Annotated in this window: 9 protein-coding genes; 3 read left to right on the top strand and 6 right to left on the bottom strand. The window is 69.8% G+C overall.

Annotated features, from left to right (window positions below):
• Positions 1–19 precede the first annotated feature (19 nt).
• The 4 genes from QM841_RS02400 to QM841_RS02385 all read right to left on the bottom strand — a co-directional run bounded on the left by QM841_RS02400 (position 20) and on the right by QM841_RS02385 (position 4,730).
• A complete protein-coding gene (locus QM841_RS02400; protein ID WP_005244012.1) occupies positions 20–211 on the bottom strand; it encodes an antitoxin in 192 nt (63 codons plus the stop codon).
• 126 nt (positions 212–337) lie between these two features.
• Complete coding sequence (locus tag QM841_RS02395; protein ID WP_283330775.1) at positions 338–2,788, bottom strand: cation-translocating P-type ATPase; 2,451 nt, start codon at positions 2,786–2,788, stop codon at positions 338–340.
• Positions 2,789–2,838: 50 nt separating this feature from the next.
• On the bottom strand, positions 2,839–3,954 hold the full coding sequence (locus tag QM841_RS02390) for an MBL fold metallo-hydrolase (RefSeq protein ID WP_283330774.1): 1,116 nt from the start codon (positions 3,952–3,954) through the stop codon (positions 2,839–2,841).
• A 44-nt stretch (positions 3,955–3,998) separates the two neighbouring features.
• Positions 3,999–4,730, bottom strand: a complete 732-nt coding sequence (locus tag QM841_RS02385) for an enoyl-CoA hydratase (protein ID WP_198602033.1) — start codon at positions 4,728–4,730, stop codon at positions 3,999–4,001.
• A gap of 144 nt (positions 4,731–4,874) precedes the next feature.
• Between QM841_RS02385 and QM841_RS02380 the strand changes: the two genes are divergently transcribed.
• Positions 4,875–5,984 carry an NAD(P)-binding domain-containing protein gene (locus tag QM841_RS02380; protein WP_283330773.1) on the top strand — a complete coding sequence of 370 codons (1,110 nt, stop codon included), beginning with the start codon at positions 4,875–4,877 and terminating at the stop codon, positions 5,982–5,984.
• Here QM841_RS02380 and QM841_RS02375 read toward each other — a convergent pair.
• Complete coding sequence (locus tag QM841_RS02375; RefSeq protein WP_283330772.1) at positions 5,977–7,077, bottom strand: lipase family protein; 1,101 nt, start codon at positions 7,075–7,077, stop codon at positions 5,977–5,979. The two genes, QM841_RS02380 and QM841_RS02375, sit on opposite strands and share 8 nt — an antisense overlap.
• Before the next feature lie 114 nt (positions 7,078–7,191).
• On the opposite strand from QM841_RS02375, the gene QM841_RS02370 reads away from it, so the two are divergent.
• On the top strand, positions 7,192–8,685 hold the full coding sequence (locus QM841_RS02370) for a phospholipase D-like domain-containing protein (protein WP_283330771.1): 1,494 nt from the start codon (positions 7,192–7,194) through the stop codon (positions 8,683–8,685).
• On the opposite strand, the gene QM841_RS02365 is transcribed toward QM841_RS02370, so the two are convergent.
• Entirely contained in the window at positions 8,658–9,332 is a 675-nt protein-coding gene (locus QM841_RS02365) for a hemerythrin domain-containing protein (RefSeq protein ID WP_283330770.1), read from the bottom strand. The two genes, QM841_RS02370 and QM841_RS02365, sit on opposite strands and share 28 nt — an antisense overlap.
• A 67-nt stretch (positions 9,333–9,399) precedes the next feature.
• Between QM841_RS02365 and QM841_RS02360 the strand changes: the two genes are divergently transcribed.
• A complete protein-coding gene (locus QM841_RS02360; protein WP_283330769.1) occupies positions 9,400–12,684 on the top strand; it encodes an ATP-binding protein in 3,285 nt (1,094 codons plus the stop codon).
• Positions 12,685–12,726: the final 42 nt, after the last annotated feature.

Below are 12,726 nucleotides of genomic sequence, written 5' to 3'. Positions count from 1 at the left end.
GCGTCAGTACGAGAAGTGTTCACTCCTTCGGAGGAACAGCCTTCTTCGCCGCGTCGGCGGCCTTGTCGATCTTGTCGCTGTACTTGCCGCCTGTCTTGCTGTCCGCGACGTCGGCGGCCTTGTCGATGGCGCCGTGAACCTTGTCCGCGTTCTGCGAAGCGGCTTCCCTCCCCTTGCCGAGCAGGCCCTTCAGTGTGTCGACGAAACTCATCGTTCTTCCTCCTCCGGTGCATGCGCACGCACTGTCCGCACGAGTTCGATCACTCGCCGTGCCACCAGTCTCACAGCATTGACTCGGCGACGCCAACCGTTCGAATCGTCGCGAGCGGTACTCGCGTCAGTGCACGCCCGGCAGGTCTTCCGGCGCGGCGAACAGGCGGCGATGCTCACCGTGCAGGCGGCCCGTCACCCACCAACCGATTTCGACGAGAACCACTCCCACGAGCCCGCAGACGAGAGCGGACGTGGTGGCTCCGACGTTCGTCGGATCGAGTTTGAAGAACTCCCGTGTGAACGGCAACGCGAACAGGATGAGATATCCCGCTACGGATCCGAAGATCAGCACCAGTTTCCACCACACGTACGGCCGCGCGACCACCGCCAGCACCCACAGCGCGATCATGATGAGCGTGATCAGTGCCGACGTGCTCGCCTGGACCTTCTCCGTCTCCGTCTGATCCGGTCCCGCGTAGACGAGAAGATACGAAATGAACGTCGCGACACCGATGATCACGCCCGACGGCACGGCGAGACGCATCACGCGCGGCACGAAACCGGAGCGCGCCCGCTCGTTGTTCGGGGCCAGCGACAGGATGAACGCGGGAATGCCGATGGTGAACCAGGCGGCGATCGTCACGTGCCGCGGCAGGAACGGATACGGCACGGGCTCGAAGTGGAAGATCTGCGACAGCACACCGGTAATGCCGATGAGGAACGCCAGCAGCACCGAGTACACGGTCTTGGTGAGGAACAGGTTCGAGACGCGTTCGATGTTGCCGATCACCCGGCGGCCCTCACCCACCACGTAGGGCAGGGTCGCGAACTTGTTGTCCAGCAACACGATCTGCGCCACCGCGCGGGTGGCGGGGCTGCCCGAGCCCATCGACACCCCGATGTCGGCGTCCTTGAGGGCGAGCACGTCGTTGACACCGTCGCCCGTCATCGCGACGGTGTGCCCGCGAGATTGCAGGGCCCCCACCATCTCCCGCTTCTGATCGGGGCGCACGCGGCCGAACGTGGTGGACGTCTCCAGGGTCTCGGCGAGGGCGTCGCGGTCGTCGGGCAGTTCGCGGGCGTCGACGGGACGGTCGCCGCCGGGCAGTCCGAGCGATCCGGCCACCGCACCGACCGACACGGCGTTGTCCCCCGAGATGACCTTCACCGTGACGTTCTGGCTCGCGAAGTACTCGAGGGTGCCGCGGGCGTCGGGACGCACCCGCTGCTCCAGGATCACCAGTGCCCGGGGTGTGATCGCGCCCGGCGCCGCGGGGTGGTCGACCGGAACGTCGCAACTGCCGAGCAGGAGCACCCGCAGTCCCGAGGACCCCACGTCCTCGGCTTGCCGGGCCATGTCGCTGCCGGGGTCGAGCAGCACGTCCGGCGCACCGAGGACCCAGTTGCCGTGGGCGCCGTACGACTGCCCGCTCCACTTCTTGGCAGACGAGAACGGTGCGTCCGCCGTGGCGTCACCCCACCCGGGGTCGTCGGGAAACGCCTCCTTGATCGCGAGGACACTGGCGTTCGGCCGCGGGTCGGACGCCGCCATCGCGGCGAGGGCCGCACGGGACGGTGCGGTGTCGGCGCTGTCGGCGCAACGCAGTTCGGACAGCCGCATGCCGTTCTCGGTGAGCGTTCCGGTCTTGTCGGCGCACACCACGTCGACGCGCGCGAGACCTTCGATGGCGGGCAGCTCCTGCACGAGGCACTGCCGCTGACCGAGCCGGACCACCCCGACCGCGAACGCGATCGACGTCATCAGCACCAGTCCCTCGGGGACCATCGGGACCAGCGCGGCCACCATCCCGCTCAGCGCAGGCCGGATCGACTCGCCGCTGGAGAACAACTGGTTGTAGATGATCAGCAGTCCCGCCGGAATCATCAGGTACGTGATGAATTTCAGGATCTTGTCGATGCCGCTGCGCAATTCCGAGTGCACGAGCGTGAACTTGCTGGCCTCGTCCGCGAGTTTGGCGGCGTACGCGTCGCTTCCGACCTTCGTGGCGCGGTAGCAGCCGCTGCCGGACGCGACGAAGCTTCCCGACAGCACCTGCTGGCCGGCGTCCTTGTGCACGGGGTCGGCCTCACCGGTGAGGAGGGATTCGTCGATGTCGAGGGACATCGCCTCCACCACGACACCGTCGACGACGATCTGGTCGCCGGCGCCGAGTTCGATGATGTCGTCGAGCACGACCTCCCGGGGTGCCATCGCGACGGCGGCCCCGTCGCGGCGCACCACCGGTTTGGTCTGGCTGACGATCGCAAGTTTGTCGAGGGTCCGCTTGGCCCGCACTTCCTGGATGATGCCGATCCCGCTGTTGGCGATGATCAGCAGGCCGAACATGCCGTCGATGATCGAACCGGTGGCGAGCACGATGATCAGGAGGACACCGAGGATCGCGTTGATCCGGGTGAACACGTTGGCGCGCACGATGTCGCGTACCGATCGGCTGGCCCGATCGGGCACGTCGTTGGTCTTGCCTGCCGCCACCCGCTCCGCCACCTGGGCGGCCGTCAGCCCCTCCACTGCGACGACTGCAACGTAGTCGGTGCCCGTTTCGTCGTATGCCATGGTCAAAGGCTACGCAACGCGGCTTCGCTCGGAGGGGATGCGCGCCGGACTCAGCCGAGCGCGGACCACCACGGTGTCTGGGCCGTCGGCTTCAACGCGTCGATGCGCTGTCCGGGCATCGGGACGGCCACCGGGGTGCCCTTGTCCTGCGCTGCGGCGAGCAACCGGACGATCGGCTCGGACCACGAGTGGAACGCGAGATTGAACGTGGCCCAGTGCACCGGAACCAGCAGTCCACGGGTGCCGTCGCCGCCGTTGAGGTCGGCGTGGGTCTGCACCGCCTCCTCCGGGTTCATGTGGATGTCGGCCCACCGCGTGTCGTAGGCGCCAACAGGCAGGAGTGTGAGATCGAACGGTCCGTACCGGCGGCCCAGGTCGGCGAACCGCGGCGTATACCCGCTGTCGCCGCCGAAGAACACCCTCCGGTTGGGTCCGGCGAGCACCCACGACGCCCACTGGGTGGTGTTCCGCACCAGCCCGCGGCCGGAGAAGTGCCGGGCCTCGGTGCACGTGAGCGTGAGTTCGCCGAGTGTGGTCGACTCGTCCCAGTCGAGTTCCACGATCCGCTCCTCCGGCACCCGCCACTGACGCAGGTGCGCGCCGAGCCCCACCGGAACGACGAACGGCGCCTTCTGGGTGGCGGCGAGTTGCTGCACGGTGGCCATGTCGAGGTGGTCGTAATGGTCGTGCGAGATGACGATGGCGTCCAGAACGGGCAGGTCGGCCAGCGGCACCGGGGTCGGGTGCATGCGGGACGGACCGAGAATCGCGGACGGCGACACGCGATGACTCCACACCGGGTCGGCCAGCACCCGGTACCCGTCGATCTCGACGAGCACGCTCGAATGGCCGTACCAGGTGACCGCTGCGTCGGCGGCCTCGACGGGCGCGAGGGGTGTGGCGAGCGGGATCGGCCTGCGCGGGCGGCCCGCGCTGCCCCGCGTGATCAGTGCCTTGACGATCCCGGTCTCCGATCCGGGCATCATCGTGCTGCTCGGATCGGTGTTGTGGAACTGCCGGTCGCGGTACCGCGGCGACGTCGCGGCGTACGGGCGCACCTTGGCACGCGACGCACCGATCTGAGACGGAAGCCCCCACGCGGCCCGCGTCAGCCACCCGAGGGCGGCGGTGGCCAGAACTGTCGTCACGGCGTTCTTCGCTTTCACCCCGACAACTGTAACCACGCGTGCGGGAAAGGTGCGGCGAGCGGCTACTGACCCCGGAACACCGGCGGACGCTTCTCGGCGCGCGCGGCGCGCGCTTCCTGCGCGTCGTAGCTCTTCCACGCCGCATGCAACGCCGCGAGCTGCTCGGGCGGCGGCGGGCTCTGGGTGCCGTCGTCGTTGAGCACCATCTTGAGGTGTTGCAGCGACAGCGGCGCCAGGCGCGCGATCGAGTGCGCCCACTGCCGCGCGACGGCGAGGTCGCCGCGCTTGTTGGCGAGGCCGTGCGCGAGCGCCTCGTCGGCACCGACCTCTTCCGCGCCGAGCAGGATCGTTCGTGCCGGTCCGCCGCCGATCAGGGCGGCCAGACGGTGCACCGTCCACCGGTCCACGGAGATGCCGAGCTTGGCGGCCGGGATGGCGAAGCGCGCCTCGGGAGCGACCACACGCAGATCCGCGGCGAGCGCCAGCTGGCTGCCCGCGCCGATCGCGGGGCCGTTGATCGCGGCGATGACGGGGACGGGCACCGAGTCGATGGTGTGCAGCATCTCGAGCAGGGTGTCCGTGAATCCGTCGGCGTACACGTCGCCCGACAGGTCGGCGCCGGCGCAGAACGCGCTGCCCTGCCCTGTGAGGACGATCACCCGCGCGCCGTCGGTGACGGACTTCTCGGTTTCCTCCCGCAGGAGTTCGCAGATCTCGGTGTTCAACGCATTGCGACGGTCGGGGCGTTGCAGTTCGAGGGTGAAGACGTCGCCGTCACGACTCGTCCCGATCATGTCCACTCGCTTTCTTCGTGATTGCTGTCCACTGACGAATTCTCCCCTGCCCACCCGACTGGACGTCTGTCAGCCAACCACAACCGAATCGGCCGGAACACACGAGGCTCTCCGGTAGTTGTGAGGGTGGAGGTGAGGACCGACATGAACAGCGATGTGGACGTGGCCGTGGTCGGCGCGGGGCAGGCGGGGCTGTCTGCTGCCTACTATCTGCGCAGGTTCGGTGTGGAACCGGAATCCGGTTTCGTGGTGCTCGATCACGCCCCGGGGCCCGGCGGCGCGTGGCAGTTCCGGTGGCCGTCATTGACACTGAGCACCGTCAACGGTGTCCACGACCTTCCCGGGCTCGGCTTCGCCGACACGATCGGCGTGGACCCGAACGACCCGGAGGCCGCACTGGTGCATGCGGCGAGCGCGGTTCCCCAGTACTTCGCGACGTACGAGAAACAGTTCGAACTGCCGGTGCACCGTCCCGTGCACACGCGGGTGGTGTGTGCCCGCGGCGAGCGTCTGCGGATCGAGACCGACCGCGGCGTCGTATCGGCCCGCGGTCTGATCAACGCGACGGGTACGTGGGAACGCCCCTTCATTCCCCGGTACCCCGGCGCCGAGTCGTTCACCGGCCGCCAGGTGCACACCAAGGACTACTCCTCGGCGCAGGAATTCGCGGGACAGCACGTGCTCGTCGTCGGCGGCGGCATCTCGGCGGTGCAGTTGCTGGACGAGATCTCCCGCGTCACGACCACCACGTGGGTGACGCGCCGCCCGCCGGAGTTCCGGGACGAGCCGTTCACGCCCGAGATCGGCCGCGCCGCCGTCGCTCTCGTCGAGGACCGGGTCCGTCGCGGGCTGCCGCCGGGCTCGGTGGTGTCGGTGACGGGCCTGCCCGTGACGCCTGCGATCCGCGCCGCCCGCGAACGCGGGGTGCTGGCGCGGCAGCCGATGTTCAGTGAGATCACCGCGGACGGCGTCCGGTGGGCCGACGGCCGCGAACTGGAGGTCGATGTGATCCTGTGGTGCACCGGGTTTCGCAGTTCACTCGACCATCTTGCCCCGCTGCGGCTGCGCGGTCCGGGCGGCGGGATCACGATGACGGGACGCCTGGCCACGCAGGTGGCGTCGGATCCGCGGATTCATCTCGTGGGCTACGGACCGTCGTCGTCGACGATCGGCGCGAACCGGGCCGGGCAGGCAGCGGCCCGCGAGCTGACCCGGCACCTCGGCGTGCCGGCCGGCTCGGCGCGCCCTACCTGATCAGCGAGGCGACGAACGCCGCCTGGTCGGGGCCGGCCTGGTACATGCTGCCGAAGTGACCGCCCGAGTACACCCGGTAGTCGAGATTCGTTCCCGCACTGTGCATCTCGGAGACCAGCTTCTCCGTCAGCGGGATCGGCACCGACGCGTCGGTGACCCCCTGCACGAGCAGCAGCGGACGGTCGTACCCCGCGACCGGGACCGCGAGGTATTCGCGCAGCGCGTCCTGCAGCGCCGGGACGTCGAGTGCCCGCGACAGCATCTGCGCCACCGACACGTTCCGGGTCATGGCCGCGAACTGCCGGAACGGCACTTCGGGAGCAGCGTCCACGAACTGCTTCCCGACCGGCGTCAGATAGCTGTCGATGTCCAGCTCCGGATACGCGTCACGGACCCCGGCGATCAGGTACGAGATGTACACGGTGAGACCGGCGAGGCCCTGCGGCGGAAACGAGGGACCGCTCCAGTTCGCCACCATCTCGATGTTCGACGGCACCCCGTTCGCAACGGCCCCGCGGTAGTCGAGGTCCGGCGCGTACGACGTGGCGGTGTGTGCGGCGAACACCGCGGCCTGCCCGCCCTGGGACAGTCCGACGACCATCCACGCGGCGGAGAGGTCGGGGTCGACCTCGCGGGCGGCGCGCACGGAGTCCACGACGCTGCGCCCGGCTACCTTCCCGTCGAGGTAGGGCGGCACCCCGGGGGTGCCCAGGCCCACGTAGTCGGTGGCGGCCACGGCGTAACCGAGTTGCAGCCAGCTGCTCACGTAGTCGGAGGATTCCCTGTCGACCCCGGTCACGGAGGGTGCGTCGGCGTCGGAGTCCCCGACCGTCCCGTGCGCCCACGCGATGACGGGCCAGCCCCCGGCGGGCGGTGCACCGGGCGGCACGAACACCATTCCGGTGCACGGGGTGATGCCGTGCCGGTCGGTGGTCAGGTACGTCATCCGGTAGGCACTGCCGGTTCCGCGGAGCCAGAGCTCCGCCGGCAATTCGGACGAGGCGACGACCGTGCCGGGGCTCGATCCGGCCCGCAGCGGATCCGCACCGACAGTTGGTGCCCACAGCACGCTGACCAGTGCGAGCAACGCCACGATGCGCCACCACCTCCGCACCTCTCAACGGTAGCTGGGTGGGGGTGGCGCAGTACTGTGAATCGTCCACCCGCAGGGGACGGGCGGACGAACGAGACGGGGAGCAGAAGAGACATGAGCGACGACGGCCCGATCCTGACTCCCGGCGACACGTGCTGGCAGGTTGCCCACGCCGATCGTCTCGCGTGCATCGTCGACGCGGCGGACTACTTCCGTCATGCCAAGTCCGCGATGCTGCAGGCGCGCAGGCGCATCATCCTCATCGGCTGGGACTTCGACACGAGGATCAAGTTCGAGCCGGACGAGAAGACGCTCGACGGCCCCAACCAGCTCGGCCGGTTCCTGGCCTGGCTGACGCGGGAACGCCCGGATCTCGACATCTACCTGCTCAAATGGAACATCGGGGCCTTCACCGCGATCGGGCGTGGCATGACGCCGATCTTCGTGGTCAACTGGGTGACCGACCGCCGCCTGCACTTCGAACTCGACGCCGCCCACCCTGTCGGCTCGGCGCACCACCAGAAGATCGTCGTCATCGACGACGCGCTCGCGTTCTGCGGCGGCATCGACATGACCGTGGACCGATGGGACACCCCGGAACATCGGGACCGCAACCATTACCGGACGCAGCCGAACGGCAGGCGGTACGGGCCGTGGCACGACGCGACGACCGCCGTCGACGGGGACGCGGCGAAGGCCATCGGCGAGCTCGCCCGCACCCGGTGGAAGGCGGCAACGGGGCAGGATCTGGCACCCGTCGACGAGGTCGCGGGGAGGACGCCGTGGCCGGAGGGGCTGAAGCCGGCGATGCGCTCCGTGGACGTGGGCATCGCGCGCACGCTGCCGGAACTGTCCGACCGGGACGAGGTCCGGGAGATCAAGGCCCTGTATCTGGCTGCGATCGCGGGCGCCGAGCGGTCGCTGTACATCGAGAGCCAGTACCTGGCCTCCCGCACCCTCGCCGAGGCGATCGCCGAGCGACTACGCGAACCGGACGGACCGGAGATCGTGCTGGTACTGCCGCGCAATGCCGACGGCTGGCTCGAGCAGAAGGCCATGGACGGCGCCCGCCGCCGGTTACTGCACCTGTTGTGGCAGGCCGATACCGGGAACCGGCTGGGCGTCTACTACCCCGTCACGGCGGGTGGTGAGCCGATCTACGTCCACGCCAAGGTGCTGGTGATGGACGACCGTCTCCTGCGCGTGGGTTCGTCGAACCTCAACAACCGGTCGATGGGGTTCGACACCGAGTGCGATCTGGCAGTCGAGGTCACCGCCGGCACGGCGAACGGTGACGAGCTGCGGCGGACCATTCTCGGTATTCGCCGTCAGCTCGTCTGCGAGCACCTCGGTGTTCCGGCGACACTGTTCGAGGACACGCTGGCACAGACGTCGTCGTTCCTGGGCACCGTGGAGGCGCTGCGCGGCGGTGGCCGGACGCTCGAGAAGTTCGAGCCGGAGACGGTCGAGGACGAGGACAGTCCGCTCGCGGAGAACGAACTGATGGATCCCGAACGCACACCGCCGAGCCTCTGGGAGCGCACCAGCCGGGGCCGGCTGCGGCGCAGGGTGATCCGGCGTCAGAAGGCGGCCGGTTCGGTGCGGTAGATCCGCCGGTAGTCCTTGCGGAATGCCCGGCGGCCCAGGATCGACCACGCCATTCGGGCCGCGAAGGGCATCTCGGACAGGAACATTCGGCGCTCCTCGGGGGTCGCACCCTGGAGGATGAAGCCGAGGAACACCAGGAGCCGGTCCTTGGGGATCGACGCGCGGCCACGGTCGCCCATCTCCTGCCACTCGGCGAGCGTCATGAACCGCTCCGCCATCGGGAGGATGCGCTGTTCCTCCTCGCCGAGGTGCTCGTCGAGCGCGGCGGACAGCGCGGTCAGTGTCTTCGCCAGCGGTTCGCCGTCCATCGCATCCGCCGTGAACGCGGCGCCCTGCGACTGCGCCCGCGACAGCAGTTCGGAGAGGCGTTCGTGCTGTTCCTCCATCCGCAGCACCAGCGCCGCGTCGGTGGGCGCGCGGTCGAGCAGCTTCGGCCACAGCAGGTCGTCCTCACTCGTGTGATGGTGGTGGAGGGCGGTGGCGAGTTCCTCGAAGAACGTCACCACCTCCCCGGCACGGGCGGTGTCTCCGGCGGGAACACCCCGGACGAGTGCGGGCAGCGCGGCGAACTGCCGACGGAAGCAGTTGTGGACCACCACCATCTCGCGGGTGTCGGGACGGACTGTGTGAGCAGTTGACGTAGTCATGCATTCAGGGTCGGTTCGGCGTCTTGGAGAGGACTTGGAGGCCACTAGTGCTTACGCTTGCTGCACGATGCTGCGTATTCGAGTACTCGGGACGTTCGAGGCGGAGGACGAATCGGGGGCGGTGGACCTCGGCGGCCCCCGCCAGCGCGCCGTGCTCGCGCTACTGCTCGTCGCGCACGGCGAGGTGGTGCCGGTGGATCGGCTCATCGACGACCTCTGGCACGGCGCTCCCCCACCGCGGGCGGTCGGTGCACTTCAGGCATACATTTCGAATCTGCGGCGGGCGCTGGAGCCGCACCGCGCGCCCCGGGCGGACTCCACCGTCCTGGTGAGCCGGGCCCCGGGTTACGCGCTCGTCCTGCCCCCGTCCGGTGTCGACGCGTGGGAGTTCGAGACCCTGATCCGGTCGGCTGCCGACACCGGGCGCGCGGATCTCGAACACGCGCTGAGCCTGTGGCGAGGACCGGCATTCGCCGAGGTGGCCGGTGAGCACTGGGCTCTCGCCGAGATCGCCCGGCTCGAGGAACTGCGGGTGGTCGCGCGCGAACGTCTGGTGTCGGCGGCCGTCGCGAGCGGGGATGCGGCCGGCGCCGTGCTCGACGCGCAGGCCCTCACCCGGGACCACCCGCTCCGGGAAGAGGGCTGGCGATTGCTCGCCCTGGCCTTGCACCGCAGTGGGAGACAGGCCGACGCCCTGGCCGCGTTGCGCGAGGCCCGCGGCAGGCTTGCGAACGAACTCGGCCTCGACCCCGGTCCCGCCCTGACGGAACTCGAACGACAGATCCTCACCGGCACCGTCCCGGCCGCACCCGCACCCGCCCTCGCCGCCGGGCCGGTCGACACGACGCCGGACCCCCGGTTCCTCGGCCGCAGCGAGGAATTGGCGACCCTGACCGACCTGATGACCGACCCCGGCACCTCCGTGGTCCTCCTCGGGGGCGACGCCGGATCGGGGAAGTCGTCCCTGCTGCGCCGGTTCCGTCGAACACTGCACGACGCGGGGTGGCAGGTGGCGGTGGGTCGCTGCCCCGAAGTGGACGGCGCCCCACCCGCCTGGGCGTGGGTGGAGATCCTGCGCGCACTGGCCGAGAAGGTCGACCCCGGCACCGAGACCGACGCGCTGGCACCCCTGCTCTCCGACGACCGTTCGCACGCGGCGCGACCGGACGATCCGAGCGGACGGTTCCTGCTGCACCGCGCCGTCGCCGACTACATCGGGACCGTCCGCGAACACGGCCCTCTCGCCGTCGTCCTCGACGACATCCACCGCGCCGACGAGGACACCCTGTCGATCCTCGTGCGGCTCGCGCAGCAGCGGTCGCCGATCCTGCTGCTCCTCGCGTTCCGCCCGGACGAGATGGACCCGAACCTGGAGAGCTGCTTCGCCGATCTCGCGGCGCTGCAACCGACCCGCATCCGCCTCGGCGGACTCGGACCCGGCGATTCGGCGGAGCTGATCCGGCAGGTGGCGGGACGCGACCCCGATCCCGACACCCTCCGCGCGCTCGCCGATCGGACCGGCGGAAACCCGTTCTACCTGCAGGAGAGCGCGCGGCTCCTGGCCAGCGAGGGCGAACTGGTGGCCACGTGGGAGGTGCCGGAGGGGGTCCGGGACGTCCTGCGCCGGCGGATCGCCCGTCTCCCCGAACTCGCCGTGTCCGTCCTGCGGCTGGCCGCGGTCGTGGGCCGCGAATCCGACATCGACGTCCTCACCCGCGCCGCCGAGGTCGACGAGGACACCGTGTTCGACGCCCTCGAGTCGGGCGTGATCGCCGGTCTTCTCGGCGAGCCGCGCGCCGGGACGGTCCGGTTCACGCACGCCCTCGTCCGCGACACGCTCTACTCCGACCTCACCCGGCTGCGCAGGAGCCGCTGGCACGCGCGGGTCGGGACGGCACTCGAGGAGTTGCGGCCGCACGATGTCGCGGCTCTCGCCCACCACTTCACCGAGGCGCTGTCGGCCGCCACCGCACGGCAGGCCCTCGACCACAATGTCGCGGCCGCGGCGCAGGCCGCCGACCGCTACGCCCACGAGGCGGAGATCGGCTTCCTCGACAACGCCCTTCGAGCGGCCGACCGGTTGCCGCCGGACGCGGCGGCGTCCGTGGACGAGCGCGTCGAAATCCTCACCGAGCTGAGTCGCACGCAACTCGCCGCCGGCATCGGACTGGCGGGATCCCGCTCACGGAACCGGGCTCTCGCGCTCGCCCGGGACGCGGGACGCACCGACCTGGCGATCCGGGCGCTCGCGTTCGTCGACACCCCGACGCCGTGGATCAATCGGCGATACGGCGAAGTGGACACGGCCGTCGTCGATCAGATCGAGGCGTTGCTGCGGGACGAGGAACTGGAACCGGCGGTGCGGTGCCGGCTGCTGGTCACCCTCGTCCACGAGATCGGGGCGGAGGACCACGAGCGCACCGGTTCCGCGGTCCGGGAGGCCGAGACTCTCGCCCGTGACCTGGACGATCCGGTGCTGCTCGGGCTGGTGCTCTGCGCCGTCCACGCCGGCACCGGTTCCCCGACCAGCACGCTCGGCCACCACGTCATCGGCGACGAGCTGCTCCGGATCGGTGACCGGACGCAGCTTCCCGTGTTCACCATGCTCGGCCACCACCTGCTGGCCGAGATCGCGTCCGGCAACGGTGACATCCCGGCGATCGAACATCACATGGGCATCCAGTCGGAGCTGGCGGACCGGTATCAGTTCCAGCAGGCGCAGGCGACCCGGGAGATGAGCCGCGCGATGGTCGCACACCTCACCGGCGATCTGGCCACGGCGGAACGACACTACGGGCGCGGCCACGAGTTGATGACCCGGGCGGGCCTGGACGCGGACAGCGTCTTCGCCCTCGCGCTGTTCACGCTCCGGCTCACCGAGGGACGCGCCGGAGAACTCCAAACGGTGATCGAGACCGTCGACAGTGCCGCGATGGACGTGATCGCCGATCTGCACGCCCTCGCACTACTCGGCAACGGCAAACCGGACCAGGCGCGGCAGGCCCGGCGTCACCTCCGCCCGGTCCGCCGCGACTTCTTCCATTCCCTGATGATGTCGCTGCGGGGCATCGTCGTCGCGGGGTTGGGTGAGCGGGACGAGGCGCCCGCGGTGCACGCGGAGCTGAGCCCGTACAGCGGCCAGATCGGCGGCGGCGACACGGCGGCGTTCGCGGTCGGCCCCGTCGACACCATTCTCGGCGACCTCGAGATGCTCCTCGGCCGCCCCGAGGACGCCCGCAGGCACTACGCGGCGGCACTCGAACTGGCCGAACGCTGCGGTTGCCCGGCGTGGGTGGAGGCCGCGCGCACCCGGGTGACCACCCGCCCAAGCGAGTTCCAAGTGGGCCACTAGCCGCCGGGCGCAGAGTCGGAGGCGACAGAACCAACCGGCTTT

Source organism: Rhodococcus sp. IEGM 1307, from assembly GCF_030056915.1.
Classification (GTDB): domain Bacteria; phylum Actinomycetota; class Actinomycetes; order Mycobacteriales; family Mycobacteriaceae; genus Rhodococcus_F; species Rhodococcus_F opacus_D.
Note: the sequence above shows the minus strand (reverse complement) of the source record. Positions and strands in the feature narration are given on the sequence as shown.